The sequence below is a fragment of the Pelomonas baiyunensis genome (assembly GCF_043555935.1).
GTDB lineage: Bacteria > Pseudomonadota > Gammaproteobacteria > Burkholderiales > Burkholderiaceae_C > Pelomonas > Pelomonas baiyunensis.
Map to the genome: position 1 here is coordinate 261,922 of NZ_JBIGIB010000003.1, position 15,172 is coordinate 277,093.

Genomic DNA, 15,172 nt, shown 5'->3' on the forward strand with positions numbered 1-15,172 from the left:
CGCTGCGAGGCGCGGGGGGGGGGGGCTGTGGGTGGGAACCGGCGCAGACGTCAGGTCGCAGCCGGTCATTCGGTGCCGATCCGCGCGCGTGGGCGCGGCGACGTCAGGTCGGCGCGATACCGCTGCGCATCTGGCGGGCGCAATAATGAAACGACGTTCTGTTTTTGTGGGCGCGTGGTTTCATGAGGCCGATAGCAGTGACGACCGGGCCCAGATGCAGCTCAGATCGGGGCCGCCAGCAGTGCCGCCCGGCACCCGCTCGCGGGCGGGCGTGGGTCAGAGCTGTCGGGCGCGGTCCAGGAAGCCGGTCATGCCCAGCCGCGTGAATTCGGCCAGGGCCAGGTCGCGGGCGGCGCGCCAGCGGTCGTCCAGCTGCAGCTCGGCTTCCAGCAGCGCGGTGACGGCGGCTTCGTGGGCGGAGTTGCGCTGCGCGCCGGCGCCCCGGGCGAGGCTGAGGTAGCGCTTGGCGCGGTTCACATCGCCCACCTTGGCAGCGAGGCGGGCGGCGGCGCGGTAGGCCATGGCGCCGCCGATCCAGTCGTGCTGGCGGCCGCGCTTCAGGGCCAGGGCCACGTGGTGGCGGGCCGCGCCGGCGTCGCCCTGGGTGGACAGGATGTCGGCCAGCCAGCCGTGGTTGAAGCTGCTGTACAGGCCGCCGCCGCGCGGGGCGAGCCAGGCGGTGGCGTCCAGGATGTGTTGGCGGGCGGTGGGGTCGGCCTGCTGCATCCAGGCGCCGTAGGCTCCGGCGGCGTGGCCCATGGCGCAGGTGAACAGGCTGCGCACCTGGGCGCCCACGCGGTGGGCCACGGCGGCGGCTTCGCGGGCTTCGGCCCAGCGGCCCTGCCACAGCAGCACGGCTGCGCGCCAGCCCTGGATGCTGGCTTCCACCGCGTGGCCGCTGCCGTCGAACGGGGTCAGGGCTTCGGCAAACACGGCATGGGCGTCGTCGAATTCGCCTTGGTCGCCCAGCACGTAGGCGCGGCAGCACAGCGAGTAAGCCAGCCCGATCTGGTTGGCCGGGCTCTTGCTGGCGCGGGCGCGCTGGCGGGTGATGGCCAAGTCCAGCATGGGCAGCGCGTGGCTGTAGTCGGCGGCGGCCGCCTGCAGTTGGCCCACGGTGCCGGGCAGCTGCGCCAGCAGGGCCTGGTCGCCGCATTGCTGGGCGATGTCGACCGCGGCGCGGGCGTGGCGCAGGCTGTCGCGGGTTTCGCCCAGCGCGTAGCCCACGTAGGCCAGCCAGTACTCGGTGCGGGCCATGAGGCCGGCGTCGCCGTCGGCGTGGGCCAGTTGCGCGGCGTGCTTGAGCACACGCAGGTCGTCTTGCGAGGCGTCGAACACGCAGGCCATGCCCAGGCGCTGCGCGATGCTGACCCAGCGGCGGCGGCGGTCGTCGTCGTCGGGCAGGAACTCCAGCGCAGCCAGCGCGGCGCGGAACTGCTTCTTGGCGCGGTCCAGCGCCGAGGCGGCCAGCGCCAGGTCGCCCGCGGCCTCGGCGTGCCGGGCGGCGGCGTGCCAGTCGTTGGCGGCCGCGTCGTGGTACGCCAGCGGTTCGTGGAGTTGGTCTTCGGTGCCGCCGCGCGCGCTCAGCGCAGCGCTGATGTGGCGGTGCAGGGCCTGGCGTTCGTGCAGGCCGGTGGCCTCGTACACCACGTCGCGCGTGATGCCGTGCTTGAAGCGCAGGTGGCCCGGGCGCTGGTCGGGGAAGATGAAGTCTTGCGCGGCCAGGGCCTGCACGTCGGGGTGGCGCTCGCCGCAGCCGGTCAGCGTTTCCAGCAGCCACACCGGGATCACGTTACCGATGACGGCGGCCACGCGCACCAGCGCGGCCTGCGCCGGCGGCAGGCGGCCCACGCGTGATTCCACCAAAGCGGCCAGCCAGGCCGAGCTGCTTTGCCCTTCGCCCAAGCCGCCCCCGGCGTCGGCCGCGGCGTGGCACAGCTCTTCAATGAAGAGCGGGTTGCCGCCGGCGTGGCGCTGCACTTCGGAGGCGACGAAGGGGTCGGTGGTGGGCAGCAGTTGCTGCACGGCGCGCGCGGCTTCGTCCTCGGTCAGCGGCGGCAGTTCAATGACCGCGGCGTCGCCGTCGTTGGCGCTGGGCATGTGGGCGTTGTCGCTGGACGGCCGGCTGGCGGTGAGCAGCAGCAGCGGCAGGCCTTGCAGCTGCGCAGCGGTGCGCAGCCGGTGCAGCAGGCGCAGCGAGGCGTCGTCGGCCCACTGCAGGTCGTCAATGCACACCAGCTGGGGGGTCTCGCGGGCCAGGGCCAGCAGCAGCGCGAGCAGGGCGTCGGCCCGCTGGGCGGGGGCGCTTTGCTGCGCGGCGAACAGCTCGGGCGGCGCGTTGTGCAGGCCGTCCAGCGCCCGCTGCATTTGCAGGAAGGGCTGCAGCGGCTCGGCGCTCAAATAACTCTCGCAGTAGCCGCGGTGGATTTGCACCGACTGGTCGGCCGCGTGGCGCAGGAATTCTTCGGTCAGGCGCGTCTTGCCCACGCCGGCGCCGGCGCGCAGGCCCAGCCACAGGGTGTGGCCGGTGAGCACGTGGGAGAGCGCATCGTCCAGCGCAGCCAGTTCGCGGCAGCGGCCCACAAACGGGGCCAGCCCGCGGCGCACGCTGGCCTCGAAGCGCCGGCCCACCGGCGCGCGGCCGTGCACGCGGTACACGGCCAGCGGCGTGGCGCGGCCGCGCAGCTGCAGGGTGAAGCGCGGGCCGGTTTCAAAGAACTGGCTTTGCAGGCCCAGGCTTTCTTCGCTGGCAATGATTTCGTCGGCCTTGGCGGCCTCGGACAGGCGCGCGGCGATGTTGGGCGCGTTGCCCAGCAGCTCGTAGCGGCCGCGCATTTCGTCGCCCTCGTTCACGAGCACGATGCCGGCGTGGATGCCGCTGTGCAGCGTCAGGCCGGCGAAATCGGCCGGGCGGGGGCCGGGCGGCAGCAGGTTGCGCACGGCGGCGTGCAGCTCCAGCGCGGCCTCGGTGGCGCGGCGGCCGTCGTCTTCGCGCACCTCGGGGTGGCCGAAGATGGCCAGCATGCCGTCGCCCTGGATGCGGGCAATGGCGCCGCCGTGGTGCGGCACGATGCGCTCGTACAGCGCCCGCAGGTCGGCCAGCATGGCCGCGTAGTGCTCGGCCTCCATCCACTCGGCCATGGCGGTGGAGCCGCTCAGGTCGACGAACAGCACGGTCAGCAGCCGGCGCTGGCCGGCGCTGCGGTTCGGGGCGGCGATAGAGGCGAGGGACACAGTCACGACGCCGGGGATGCTAGCCGTTACCGCCGCGGCAGCGCGTGAATTACGGGCGTTTGGAGGGTGATCTCCAGGCCGTTCATGCCGGCAACGGCGCGAAGTCGGTGTCAGCGGTGGTGCGCGGGGCATCCGCCGGGAGGTCTTCCTCGCGCAGGCCGAGGTAGATGGGCTCGCCGTTGCGGCGGTGGATGTTGATCTTGGCGTTGTAGACGCGGTGGATCAGCCCGTGCTTGTCGGCGATCTGGTACTCGCTGATGCCCCACAGGCCGGTGGCGTCGCGCCGACCGGTCAGGTAGCAGGCGATTTCGTCCACCTCCGAGCCTGCGAGCTTCAAGCCGTTCAGGCTGCGCAGCGGGGCGCGGGTGCGCTCCACGAAGTCCAGGCTGTCGATGCGCACGTTCTCGCCGGTGCCTTCATCGCGCATCACGGTGTTGAACTTGCCCACCAGGATCTGGCCGGGCTGGGCGCGGTCGATCATGCGGGCGAGTTCGATCGTGACCTGACCCACCAAGTAGCTGAACGAGGTGGGGTTGAGGCCTTCCGATTGGTAGAACTCGTAGTGCGAGCCCACATGGAAGCAGGCGCGCAGCTTGGGCACCGACTCCGGCCGCGTGGCGCGTTCCTGGGCGATGGCGTTGTCGGCCAGGATGAACTGCATCAGCTGGTACAGCTCGACGTTGGCTTCCACGCCGCGCATGCGGTTCCAGATGTAGAAGCCGTCACCCGTGGTGGTGCGCGCGAAGTTGATGTTGATCTCGCGGTCCAGCAGCTTGGCGTAGGCCGCGTTCACCGAGCAGCTCAGGCTGTTGAGCTGCACCACCTGCTGCAGCGGCGTGAGCAGCGAGAAGCCCACGGCGTCGAACAGGATGACGGCGCGGTCTTCCACCAGGCGAATGCCGTAGCGCGCGGCAATCGCGGCAATCAACGGCAGGCCCAGGCCCCGCTCGGGAATGAAGGGCAGCTCGATGTGCGTGGGCTTCACGCCCAGGGCTGCGGCCACGGCGTCGAAGGCTTGCGGGTCCAGGTGCTCCTGGTTGGAGAGCAGCTTGTCGAGCAGGCGGGTGCGGCGCGTGACTTCGGTCTGCGGCAGGTTGCCGTCACCCACGGCGTACTCGGTCAGCATCTGGTGCGGCGCAACGAGCACGCGCAGGCCGCGCCCCTCGGGCATCCACGCGTAGATGAGGTTGTCGCCCAGGCTCCACAGCGTGTAGAGCGCCTGGTCGAGCAGGATGATGTTGTCGCGCAGCGCGGTTTCACTCAGGCCGGCCGGGGCGGGGTAGGCCATGAAGCCATCCAGCCAGGACCGGCGTTTGCGCAGCTCTTCTTTCACAAGCGGGCTCCCGTCACAGAAGCCCGGATTGTCTTTCAGACCGGCATCAATCGCTTGCACCAAGCCGACTCGGCGGCGCAACAACGGCCACCGGCCTGTTGCGCCGGCGACTCGGCTCGGGGTTTTCCCATCGTTTGCATCGGCATCGTGGGCGTTCAGGCGCGGCGGGCGGTGACGGTGACGCGGGGCAGCTGTTGCAGCGCGGCGACGTCGCGCACGGCCATGCCGGTCACCACCACGCGGGGCAGCTGGGCCACGGTGCGGGCGGCTTGGCCGGTGATGACGACGCGGGGCAGGGTTTCAACCTTCTGCGGCGCGGCGCTGGCCGTGAAGGCGGTGAAGGCAAACGCGGCAACGGCGGCGGCTTGGATCAGGACGGTGGCTTTCATGGTGCTTCCTTTCGGGTTCAACGCAGCGGAATTGCTGTGTCGATGGAAGCAGTGTCTGCAGCAGGCCGCCGCGTTGCCACAGGCGTGCGATGAATCGCCGGCCGCCTGCGTTGAACTGCAGGCGGCGGCGATGGATGGTCAGGGCTTGGGGGCCAGATGGGTGGCCAGGAAGCGCTCGACGCGGCCCCAGAAGTCTTCGTTGGACTTGAGGTTGAACCAGCCATGACCCTCGTCCGCGTAAACCACCCATTCCACCTGCTGGTCAGGCCGCAGGGCTGCCTTCAGGTCCGTACCGTGTTTGATGGGTACGCGGCGGTCCAGTGCGCCGTAGGCCATCAGCAGCGGCATCCGAATCTCGCTCGCGCGAGCCAGCGGCGAGGTTTTGCGAAGTTGCTCAGCGTCGGCCACCGGGTCGCCCACGAGGCGCTTCATGCCGTACTGTTTCCACTCATCCGAGGCGTCGCTCCAGGTGATGGTGGACAGCAGGCTGATGTCGGTGACGCCCACCCAATTGATGGCGCACTTGAACAGGTCTTGCTGCGTCACGGCGGCCATCATGGCCGCGTAGCCGCCGTAGCTCGCACCGGCGATACACGTGCGCTTGGGATCTGCCCATCCTTGCTTGACGGCCCAAGCCAGTGTGTCGGCGATGTCGTCTTGCATGGCCAGCCCCCACTGCTTCCAGCCTGCCCGGAAATGCTTGGCACCGTAGCCGGTGCTGCCGCGGAACTCCGGCTCCAGGACCAGGTAACCACGGCTTGCCAGGAACTGGGCCGTGGGCTGCCACGGCCAGTGCGTGCCTCGCACATAAGGCCCGCCGTGCACCAACACCACGGTGGGGGCCGGCCCCTTGAGGTCACCGGCGGGTTGGGTGACGAGTACGGGCATCACCAGACCATCGCGCGCAGCCACGCGGTGGTAGTCGCGTTGGCCCATGGCTGCCACCGGCAGGTCAGGGCGCGCCCCACCCAGCGGTTGAAGTTGCTTGTCCGCTACTTTGTAGAGGAAGTATTGGGGTGGCCGCATGTCCGACACCGACGTGACGACCAAATGGCTTGCCGATGTGCAACGCAGGCAGCCGATGAGATTGACGGTGCCCGGCAGCTTGGCGTCGATGTCGGCCTGACGCGCCTTCATCGCGGCGTCCAGCCACACGGTGCTGGGTGCGTCGGTTTCGTACTGAATGCCAAGCAGGCGACCATCGCCCGGTTCCGTGATGAGTTCGCCCGCGAAGTCGTAGCCCGGGGTGCTGATCAGCGGTTCGCCTTCCGGTTTGCCCGTTTGGGCGTCGAGCCGGAACAAGGCGCTGTAGCCCTTGTGGTTGGCCAGGCCCAACATCTGGCCGTCCACGCCGATCCAGGATGGGCTGGCGTGGCGTCGGGCTTCGGCATCGTCATCGAACCAGGGGGTCCATTGCCCGCTGCTGTCGCGGCGGAAGAACTGGCTGCGGCCCTTGGATTGCGTCTCGATGATGCGTGGCTCGCCCTGGGCATCGATCAGCCAGCGACCCGCGTGGTCGGGCACGCCTTGGCTCAGGTTGCGCGTCAAGCCGGTGCGGGTGTCCAGGCGGGCCAATTGAGTTCCACTGCCTGCGCGGTCGCTGGCCCATGGCTGGCGCATCACCAGCACTTCGTTGCTGTCGAGGCTGGGCAAAACGCTGAACAGCATCCAGTTCATGTCCAGCCGGCGGTCGTTCACTTGGGTGGCCTCACCCGACACGAACTGTTGGTCGCTGTGAATCAGTTGCCTGCTGTTGTTGCCGTCACGGTCCACGCCCCAAAGGCCTTGCCCGGAAACGCGGGTGTTGCCGTCGGGCGAGTTGGTGATGGTGAACACCAGACGGTCTTCGCTGATCCAGTGGTGGCTGCCAATGTCGGCATCCTTGAACCCGGCAATCAGCTTGGGTGCCTGCAGGGTTTGCAGGTCAATGATGGCCAGCCACATCCGATCACCTTTGCCCGCTGCCTGGACGGCGAGGTATCGGCCGCTGGGGCTGAGCTTGGGAGCGCGAACGGACACGCGTTTGAAAAACGCGGAGGCCGATGGAGGTTCAGACGTGGTGGCCGCCTGTGTTGCCGGCGCCAACAAGCTGGCAACGGCGAACACGACGGTGGCGAGGCAGTGCTTCATGACAGTTGTCCGGGTGGATCGAGCGCGCGATTGTGGCGGCCTATCATGCTCGGTTCGCTTGTAAAAACTGACATGGCTGTCCCGCAAATGGCTGTCCCGCAATTGCCCGACTCGAAATTCATCCGCGTTCGCGGGGCGCGCACGCACAACCTGAAAAACATCGACGTCGATCTGCCGCGGCATTCGCTGGTGGTGATCACGGGGCTGTCGGGCTCGGGCAAGTCGTCGCTGGCGTTCGACACGCTGTACGCCGAAGGCCAGCGCCGCTACGTGGAGAGCCTGTCCAGCTACGCGCGGCAGTTCCTGCAGCTGATGGACAAGCCCGATGTGGACGTCATCGAGGGCCTGAGCCCGGCGATCTCCATCGAGCAAAAGGCCACCAGCCACAACCCGCGCTCCACCGTCGGCACGGTCACCGAGATCCACGACTACCTGCGCCTGCTGTACGCCCGCGCCGGCACGCCCTTCTGCCCTGACCACGACCTGCCGCTGGAAGCGCAAAGCGTCAGCCAGATGGTGGACGCGGTGCTGGCCATGCCGGACGAAAGCAAGCTGATGCTGCTGGCGCCGGTGGTGCGCGACCGCAAGGGCGAGTTCGTGGAGCTGTTCCAGGACCTGCAGGCCCAGGGCTATGTGCGCTTTCGCGTGGACGGCGTGACGGTGGAGGTGCCCGACATCCCACCGCTCAAGAAAGCAGAGAAGCACGACATCGACGTCGTCATCGACCGCATCAAGCTGCGGCACGACTCGGCCGACGCGCTGCGCCAGCGCCTGGCCGAGAGTTTTGAGGCCGCCCTGCGCCTGGCCGAGGGCCGCGCGCTGGTGATGAACATGGACACCAGCGACACCACGCTGTTCTCCAGCAAGTTCGCGTGCCCGGTGTGCTCGTACTCGCTGCCCGAGCTGGAGCCGCGCCTGTTCTCGTTCAACTCGCCGGTGGGCGCCTGCCCCAGCTGCGAAGGCCTGGGTCAGGTCACGGTGTTCGACGAAGCGCGCGTGGTGGCCTTCCCCACGCTGAGCCTGGCCAGCGGCGCCGTGAAGGGCTGGGACCGCCGCAACCCCTACACCTTCTCCATGCTGGAGGCGGTGGCCGCGCACTACAGCTTTGACGTGGAAGCGCCGTGGGAGAGCCTGCCGGCCGAGGTGCAGCAGGTGCTGCTGCACGGCTCGGGCGACACGGAGATTGCGTTCGTCTACCAGGCCGAGACGGCAAACGGCAAGAAGCGCTCGGTCAAGCGCAGCCATGCGTTCGAGGGCATCCTGCCCACGCTGTCGCGCCGCTACAAGGAAACCGATTCGGCGGCCATCCGCGAGGACCTGGCGCGCTACATGGCTGCCAAGCCGTGCCCGCATTGCGAGGGCTCGCGCCTGCGCCGTGAGGCCCGAAACGTGGTGCTGCAGCCGGCCGACGCGCCCCCCGGCGTGCGCGGCCGGCCCATCTACGAGGTGGAGCATTCGACGCTGCGCGAATGCCTGGACTACTTCGAGGGCCTGAAGCTCAAGGGCAACAAGGCCGAGATCGGGGACAAGGTGGTGCGCGAGATCGCCTCACGCCTGCGCTTCCTGAACGACGTGGGGCTGAACTACCTGAGCCTGGACCGCAGCGCCGACACGCTGTCGGGCGGCGAGGCGCAGCGCATCCGCCTGGCCAGCCAGATCGGCTCGGGCCTGACCGGCGTGATGTACGTGCTGGACGAGCCCAGCATCGGCCTGCACCAGCGCGACAACGACCGCCTGATTGCCACGCTGCGCCGCCTGCGCGACCTGGGCAACTCGGTGCTGGTGGTGGAGCACGACGAAGACGCCATCCGCGCCGCGGACTGGGTGCTGGACCTGGGCCCGGGCGCCGGCGTGCACGGCGGCCGTGTGATGGCCCAGGGCACGCCCGACGAGGTGGCCGCCAACCCGAACTCGCCCACCGGCCGCTACCTGAGCGGCGCGGCCCGCATTGAAGTGCCGGCCACGCGCCACACGGCGCCCGAGGGGCAGGCGCTGCGCATCGTCAACGCGCGCGGCAACAACCTCAAGGGCGTGACCGTCGACATTCCCGTGGGTGTGCTGACCTGTGTGACGGGCGTGAGCGGCTCGGGCAAAAGCACCTTGGTCAACGACACGCTGTACGCGGCCGTGGCCAAGAAGCTGTACCAAAGCCATGCCGACCCCGAGGCGCACGACGAGATCGAGGGCCTGGACGCGTTCGACAAGGTCATCAACGTCGACCAGTCGCCCATCGGCCGCACGCCGCGCTCCAACCCGGCCACGTACACCGGGCTGTTCACGCCCATCCGCGAGCTGTTCGCCGAGATGCCCACCGCCCGTGAGCGCGGCTACGGGCCGGGCCGCTTCAGCTTCAACGTGGCCGGCGGCCGCTGCGAGGCCTGCCAGGGCGACGGCGTGCTGAAGGTGGAGATGCACTTCCTGCCCGACGTCTACGTGCCCTGCGACGTGTGCCAGGGCCGGCGCTACAACCGCGAGACGCTGGAGGTGCTCTACAAGGGCAAGAACATCACCGACGTGTTGAACATGACGGTGGAAGACGCCCACACGCTGTTCAACGCCGTGCCCACGCTGGCGCGCAAGCTGCAAACGCTCTTGGACGTGGGCCTGGGCTACGTGAAGCTGGGCCAGAGCGCGACGACCTTGTCCGGCGGCGAGGCCCAGCGCGTGAAGCTGGCGCTGGAGCTGTCCAAGCGCGACACCGGCCGCACGCTCTACATCCTGGACGAGCCCACCACCGGCCTGCACTTCGCCGACATTGCGCTGCTGCTGAAGGTGCTGCACCAACTGCGCGACGCGGGCAACACCATCGTCGTCATCGAGCACAACCTGGACGTCATCAAGACGGCCGACTGGCTGATCGACATGGGCCCGGAAGGCGGTGCGGGCGGCGGCACGCTGCTGGTGGCCGGCACGCCGGAAACGGTGGCGGCCTGCGAGGCCAGCCATACGGGGCGCTACCTGGCGCCGTTGCTCAAGCGCTGACGCGGCGGGGCGCCGCGGCCCGCGGCCCGCGGCCCGTGGGCGTGCGGCGGCTGGGCTCAGCGGCGCCGCTGCGCGCGGTGCACGATCAGCAGCAGGCCCAGCGCCATCAGCACCCAGGTGCTGGGTTCCGGCACCGAGCTGACGACATCCCCGCGCGGCGGGGTGTCGGTGGTGCTCACCTGGCCCGGCGGCAGCGCCGGCATGCCGATGTTCACGAGGCCCGGACCGCCGCTGGGCGGCGCGGCCGGCGTGGGGGCGGACCCGCCCATCAGGCTGGGGCCCTGGGCCGCGCCACCGGTGGGCGTGGCATTGGTGAGCGACGGCACACCGGCCGCCGACGCAAAGGTTTCGCCAGCCCCGGCGCCTGCACCGGCGGCGGCCGTTGGGCCCGCGCTCGGCGGCTCGAATTCCAGCGGGCCTTCCTCGCTGGCGCGAGCACCGGCCACCTCGTTGACGGCGCGCGTGGGGGCCACGGCGCGCGGGGCTTCCAAGCGGCGGATGCGGCTCACGTTGCGGCACACCGTGGGCACCAGGATGCACTGGCCGTCTTCGCAATACACCAGCCCGCGCTCTTGCAGCTGCGCCGTCCAGCGGGTGCGCGTGACGGTGCGGCAGATCGACCCCTGGCCGAAGTGCATGTCACGGATCTCGGGCGCGTAGCGGCCCTTGCCGGTGATGCCGTCGCGCTCGATCAGGGCGATGTCGTCGTAGTTGCGCGCCTTCATGCGGGCCTGCAGCTTGCGGCGGGTGGCCACGGGGATGTCGGCGTAGTGATCCACCGCCGCCACCACGTCACCCATGAACGGATTGACGCCAGGGCGATCCCAGCTGCACTGCGGCAGCGAGCCGCCGGCCGCAGCGGCCAGCGCGAAAGAAGCGAGCAAAGACATGAAAGACCCAACGAAGGTGACGCCTCTGCAGGGCGTCTAGGACTTCATGTTAGGGATATTTACATCTTGTATCGACTCGCGCCCCCTGAAAGAGGGGGCCTACGGCACGGGCAAAAAGTCACGAACGGGCGGTAGGGCGGCTTGCACTCCCTCAACCGAGGGGGCGTGCCTTGCTGCTATCGTGCCTATCGCTTCTGTTTCCCGTGACCGAGCCGACATGCCCGACCGTGCCCCCGCGCAGGTGCTTTACGTCGAAGACGACCGCATCCATCAGATCCTGATGGAGGAGGTGTGCCGCCAATTGCCGGGCCTGGCGTTGCGAACCGCCGAGACCGGCGAGGAGGCGCTGGCCGCCCTGCGGGACGGGCCGCCGGATCTCGTGCTGGTGGACATGAACCTGCCCGACACCACGGGCCTGGCGCTGCGCCGCGCGGTGGCGGCCGATGCGGCGCTGGCCGTGACGCTGGCCCGCACCCGGTGGGTGGCGCTGTCGGCCGATGACCCGTGCGAGCTGGTGCGCGCCGCGCGTGAGGCTGGCTTCGACGACTACTGGGTCAAGCCCATCGACGTGCCGCAGTTGCAAGGCAGCCTGCGCAGCCTGTTGATCGACTGAAGCCGCGGGCTCTGGCCCCGGCCTGGGTGCGTTGCGCGCTTGCAGGGGCGCTCCGCAAGGCGCTCCTCACGGCCCCACAACCCACCAACGAAACCCACCAACGAAAAAGCCCGGCACGGGGCCGGGCTTGTCACGCATCAGGCCGCGCGGGGCGGCCCGAAGGCGCATCACTTCAGGTGGCTGTTGATCAGCTTGGTCATCTCGAACATGTCGGCCTTGGCCTTGCCGAAGATTTCCTTCAGCTTGGCATCGGCGTTGATGACACGCTTTTGCAGCTCGTCCTGGAGCTTGTTCTTCTTGATGTACTCCCAGACCTTCTTGGTCACGTCGGTGCGCGGCAGCGGCGCCGAACCGACGATGGCGGCCAGAGCCGCGCTGGGGGTCAGGGCCTTCATGAAGGCGGCGTTGGGCGTGCGCTTCTTGGCGGGAGCGGCGGCCTTCTTGGCCGGGGCTGCCTTCTTCGCAGGCGCTGCAGCCTTCTTGGCCGGCGTGGCGGCGGCCTTCTTGGCCGGGGCCGCAGTCTTGGCCGGAGCCGCCTTCTTCGCCGGTGCCGCCTTCTTCGCGGGCGCGGCCTTCTTCGCAGTTGCCATGTCGATTCACTCCATCAAAAGTTGTTGATGTGCCGGGTCCGGGTGAAGGCCGCGTAAGCCTTCAATACTCTCTAGCACCCTGCGGCGACGATGGTACTGCGCTCCCTAGGGAAAAAGAAGGCTTTCATAGAGGGGATGACCCGCAGAGGCCCATGAAATCGGGCCTTTCGTGCGTCGCCTGTCGCGAGGCCGCATCACTCGGGCCTTCTGAGGGGCCGCTGCGTGGTGAGCGCTCAGTCGATGTCGCCCGCTTCGGGCGCGCGTTTGGTGCCGCTGAACATGGCGCCGACGAGGTTCTCGCGGTGGCGCCAACTCGTCATCAGCACGCCGCCCCAATGCCCGAGCACGAGGGCCGCGATGACCCAGGCCAGGCCCGCGTGCAGGGCTTCCAGCCAGCCATAACCCCACAGCCACTCGGTCGTGTACAGCCAGCCCGTGGCGGCGACGGCGGCGGCGGTGAGCCACAGCATCACAGCCATCCAGCCGCCCAGCGGGTTGTGGCCGAGGTAGCGCGGCTCGCGGCCGGCGCGCAGGGCCCGTGCATAGGCCAGCACCTCGCGCGGGTTGCTCACGAACTGGGCGAATCGCGCGTGCCGGCTGCCCACCGCGCCCCACACCAGGCGCAGCAGCACGGCGGCCCCGGCCACGTAGCCGGCGGTGTGATGCACGGTGTCGAAGTCATCCGGCGCCCAGTGGCCGCTGGCCCACGCCGTCACCACGGACGCGGCCAGCACCCAGTGCAGCGTGCGAACGGCGCCGTCCCAGACGCGGATGCGCATCGCGCGGCTTACTTCTTGTCGGCGGGCTGTTCACCTTCGGCGGCCACGCGCTCGAAGGTCTTGGGGTTGAAGAAGACCTCGGCCTTCTTGCCCTGCGCATCGATGCCGTAGACCTCGTAGCAGCCGTTGTAGTTCTTGACCTGGCGCACCTTCCAGCCTTCGGCTTCGAGCTTCTTTTGCAGTTCCATCTGCGGCTTCTTCTCTTCCTTGGGCATGGCCGGGCACGAGACGTTGCCGTGGGCGAAGGCGGCGGAGGCGGTGAATGCGAGGGCGAGGGTGATGAGCAACTTCATGAGAGCGTCCTTCAACGAGAGGGGGAGGGAGAGGAAAAGGAGCCGGGCCACAGCAGCGCCGGGCCGGCGTTGGAGAGGGTCTTGCAGCCCGAGAGCGCCATGGCGATCTCGAGTTCGTCGCGCAGCAATCGCAGCGCGTGGGCCACGCCCAAGGCGCCGCTGGCAGCGAGCGCGTGAACGTACGGGCGGCCCAGCAGCACCGCGTTCGCCCCCAGGGCCATGGCCTTGAGCACATCGGTGCCGCGGCGGATGCCGCCGTCCACCAGCAACGGTACGTCAGGCCCGAGGGCGGCCCGCAGCGGCGGCAGCAGCACGGCGGTGGGTGGCAGCGTGTCGAGCGCGCGGCCGCCGTGGTTGCTGACGATGAAGCCGGTCACGCCACGGGCGAGGGCCTCGCGGGCATCGTCGGGGTGGGTCACGCCCTTGAGCAGCAGGGGCAACGGGCTTTCGGCGCGCAGCCAGTCGATCTCGGCCCAGGTGGCGGCGCGTGGCATCAGGCCGTCGAACAGCGCGCTTTGGCCGGGCTGCAGGTTCAGCGGTTTCTTCACGCCGCCGAGGTTGACCGCGCGGATGTGCTGCGGGAGATGGAAGCCGGCGCGGCGTTCGCGGTCCCGGGCGCCGTGCACGGGGGCGTCCACCGTCAGCACCAGGGCCTGAAAGCCCGCGGCTTCGACGCGGCGCAGCAGTGCGCGCATGAAGTCGCGGTCGTCGCGCCAGTACAGCTGGAACCACAGCGGGCCGGCGGCGGGGTCGGCGAGCATGGGCGCGGCGATGGCCTCCATCTCGAGGCTGGCCTGCGCGCTGAGGATGAGGCCGGCTTCCTGCGCGGCGGCGGCGTGGGCCACGGCCAGTTCGCCGTCGGCATGGAAGAGGCGCTGGTAGGCGATGGGCGCGAGCAGCACCGGGTGGCGCAATTCGCGGCCCAGCAGCGTCACGCGGGTGTGGCCGCCGGCCAGGTCGCGCAGCACGCGGGGCTGGAGTTGGATCGCGTCCCAGGCCGCGCGGTTGGCGCGCAGCGTGATCTCGTCCGCCGCGCCGCCGTTGAGGTAGGCCCAGGCCGCTGCATCGACGCGGGCTTGTGCGGGCGCTTCGAAATCAGCCAGGTTGGCCATGCCGTCCGGCAGCTTCTCGATGCGGGGCGAAGTCATGTGGCCCCTCGTTCAGCGCAAGCGCTGCCCCATCCCCCGTGGGGATGCGAGCTGGCTTGGGGCGGCCCGGCGCGGCGCTCGCTCACGTGTCCGCCCACATCCGCAAGAGGTTGTGATACGTCCCGGTCAGCTGCACGAGCTCGGGCGTCTCGCCCAGCTCGCCGCGCAGCCGCATCAGGCTCAGGTCCATCTCGTAGAGCAGGCGGCGCTGGTCATCGCCGCGCACCAGGCTCTCGATCCAGAAGAAGCTGGCCAGCCGCGCGCCGCGCGTGACGGGCTCGACGCGGTGGACGCTGGTGCCGGGGTAGATGACCATGTCGCCCGCGGCCAGCTTGACGCGCTGCTCGCCGTAGGTGTCGGCAATCACCAATTCACCGCCGTCGTAGTCGCTCGGTTTGCTCAAGAACAGCGTGCACGAGATGTCGGTTCGCACGCGTTGCACCCCGCCGGGCAGGTAGCGGATGGCCTGGTCCACGTGGTCACCGTAGGTGTTGGCGGTGCCGGCGTAGCGGTTGAACAGCGGCGGCAGCACGCGCTTGGGCAGCGTGGCGGAGAAGAAGACGGGGTGTCGGTCCAGCGCCTGCAGCACCAGGGCCTGCAGTTCGCGGTGGGGCTCGCTGCCAGGCTGCAGCTGCTGGTTGTTCTTGACCTGCGCGGCCTGCGCGCCGGCGGTGCTGCGGCCGTCCACCCACGTGGCGGCGGCCAGCAGCTCGTGGGCTCGGGCGACGCCGGCGGCGTCGAGGATCTGGGGGATCTTCAGCAGCATGGCGTCGCGCGGTCCGTCGTCAGGA

At 69.5% G+C, this 15,172-nt stretch carries 12 protein-coding genes; 2 read left to right on the forward strand and 10 right to left on the reverse strand.

All coding sequences use genetic code 11. The features are described 5' to 3' along the window. Window positions 1-276 precede the first annotated feature (276 nt). The 4 genes from ACG01O_RS11655 to ACG01O_RS11670 all read right to left on the reverse strand — a co-directional run bounded on the left by ACG01O_RS11655 (window position 277) and on the right by ACG01O_RS11670 (window position 7,086). Window positions 277-3,240 (reverse strand): AAA family ATPase, encoded by a 2,964-nt coding sequence (locus ACG01O_RS11655; protein WP_394384695.1) that lies wholly within the window; start codon window positions 3,238-3,240, stop codon window positions 277-279. 76 nt (window positions 3,241-3,316) lie between these two features. Then, a complete protein-coding gene (locus ACG01O_RS11660; RefSeq protein ID WP_394384697.1) occupies window positions 3,317-4,522 on the reverse strand; it encodes a hypothetical protein in 1,206 nt (401 codons plus the stop codon). 200 nt (window positions 4,523-4,722) lie between these two features. After that, the gene (locus tag ACG01O_RS11665) at window positions 4,723-4,956 is read right to left on the reverse strand and encodes a hypothetical protein (RefSeq protein ID WP_394384699.1); all 234 of its coding nucleotides are present in this window, start codon (window positions 4,954-4,956) and stop codon (window positions 4,723-4,725) included. A gap of 138 nt (window positions 4,957-5,094) precedes the next feature. Next, entirely contained in the window at window positions 5,095-7,086 is a 1,992-nt protein-coding gene (locus ACG01O_RS11670; protein WP_394384701.1) for a S9 family peptidase, read from the reverse strand. Between the two features lie 72 nt (window positions 7,087-7,158). Between ACG01O_RS11670 and uvrA the strand changes: the two genes are divergently transcribed. After that, window positions 7,159-10,068, forward strand: coding sequence for an excinuclease ABC subunit UvrA (gene uvrA, locus ACG01O_RS11675; protein WP_394384703.1), 2,910 nt, complete (start codon window positions 7,159-7,161; stop codon window positions 10,066-10,068). A 56-nt stretch (window positions 10,069-10,124) separates the two neighbouring features. On the opposite strand, the gene ACG01O_RS11680 is transcribed toward uvrA, so the two are convergent. Further along, on the reverse strand, window positions 10,125-10,958 hold the full coding sequence (locus tag ACG01O_RS11680; RefSeq protein ID WP_394384705.1) for an MHFG family PEP-CTERM protein: 834 nt from the start codon (window positions 10,956-10,958) through the stop codon (window positions 10,125-10,127). Window positions 10,959-11,175: 217 nt separating this feature from the next. Between ACG01O_RS11680 and ACG01O_RS11685 the strand changes: the two genes are divergently transcribed. Beyond that, window positions 11,176-11,571 carry a response regulator gene (locus ACG01O_RS11685; RefSeq protein WP_394384707.1) on the forward strand — a complete coding sequence of 132 codons (396 nt, stop codon included), beginning with the start codon at window positions 11,176-11,178 and terminating at the stop codon, window positions 11,569-11,571. 167 nt (window positions 11,572-11,738) lie between these two features. Here the strand turns inward: ACG01O_RS11685 and ACG01O_RS11690 are convergent, their stop codons facing one another. From ACG01O_RS11690 to ACG01O_RS11710, 5 genes are all read right to left on the reverse strand, one after another. After that, window positions 11,739-12,161: an SWIB/MDM2 domain-containing protein gene (locus ACG01O_RS11690; protein WP_394384709.1), complete on the reverse strand. Its 423-nt coding sequence runs from the start codon at window positions 12,159-12,161 to the stop codon at window positions 11,739-11,741. 233 nt (window positions 12,162-12,394) lie between these two features. After that, the gene (locus ACG01O_RS11695) at window positions 12,395-12,940 is read right to left on the reverse strand and encodes a cytochrome b/b6 domain-containing protein (protein WP_394384711.1); all 546 of its coding nucleotides are present in this window, start codon (window positions 12,938-12,940) and stop codon (window positions 12,395-12,397) included. 8 nt (window positions 12,941-12,948) lie between these two features. Next, on the reverse strand, window positions 12,949-13,233 hold the full coding sequence (locus ACG01O_RS11700; RefSeq protein ID WP_394384713.1) for a PepSY domain-containing protein: 285 nt from the start codon (window positions 13,231-13,233) through the stop codon (window positions 12,949-12,951). Between the two features lie 11 nt (window positions 13,234-13,244). Beyond that, a complete protein-coding gene (locus tag ACG01O_RS11705) occupies window positions 13,245-14,381 on the reverse strand; it encodes an alpha-hydroxy acid oxidase (protein WP_394384714.1) in 1,137 nt (378 codons plus the stop codon). Between the two features lie 82 nt (window positions 14,382-14,463). Continuing rightward, entirely contained in the window at window positions 14,464-15,147 is a 684-nt protein-coding gene (locus tag ACG01O_RS11710) for a Fe2+-dependent dioxygenase (protein ID WP_394384716.1), read from the reverse strand. Window positions 15,148-15,172: the final 25 nt, after the last annotated feature.

What these genes read in the sequence shown, in the direction of transcription:
- ACG01O_RS11660 (WP_394384697.1), bottom strand. Translation starts at nt 4,522, where the DNA reads ATGGCCTACCCCGCCCCGGCCGGCCTGAGTGAAACCGCGCTGCGCGAC.
- ACG01O_RS11665 (WP_394384699.1), bottom strand. Translation starts at nt 4,956, where the DNA reads ATGAAAGCCACCGTCCTGATCCAAGCCGCCGCCGTTGCCGCGTTTGCC.
- ACG01O_RS11670 (WP_394384701.1), bottom strand. Translation starts at nt 7,086, where the DNA reads ATGAAGCACTGCCTCGCCACCGTCGTGTTCGCCGTTGCCAGCTTGTTG.
- uvrA (WP_394384703.1), top strand. Translation starts at nt 7,159, where the DNA reads ATGGCTGTCCCGCAAATGGCTGTCCCGCAATTGCCCGACTCGAAATTC.
- ACG01O_RS11680 (WP_394384705.1), bottom strand. Translation starts at nt 10,958, where the DNA reads ATGTCTTTGCTCGCTTCTTTCGCGCTGGCCGCTGCGGCCGGCGGCTCG.
- ACG01O_RS11685 (WP_394384707.1), top strand. Translation starts at nt 11,176, where the DNA reads ATGCCCGACCGTGCCCCCGCGCAGGTGCTTTACGTCGAAGACGACCGC.
- ACG01O_RS11690 (WP_394384709.1), bottom strand. Translation starts at nt 12,161, where the DNA reads ATGGCAACTGCGAAGAAGGCCGCGCCCGCGAAGAAGGCGGCACCGGCG.
- ACG01O_RS11695 (WP_394384711.1), bottom strand. Translation starts at nt 12,940, where the DNA reads ATGCGCATCCGCGTCTGGGACGGCGCCGTTCGCACGCTGCACTGGGTG.
- ACG01O_RS11700 (WP_394384713.1), bottom strand. Translation starts at nt 13,233, where the DNA reads ATGAAGTTGCTCATCACCCTCGCCCTCGCATTCACCGCCTCCGCCGCC.
- ACG01O_RS11705 (WP_394384714.1), bottom strand. Translation starts at nt 14,381, where the DNA reads ATGACTTCGCCCCGCATCGAGAAGCTGCCGGACGGCATGGCCAACCTG.
- ACG01O_RS11710 (WP_394384716.1), bottom strand. Translation starts at nt 15,147, where the DNA reads ATGCTGCTGAAGATCCCCCAGATCCTCGACGCCGCCGGCGTCGCCCGA.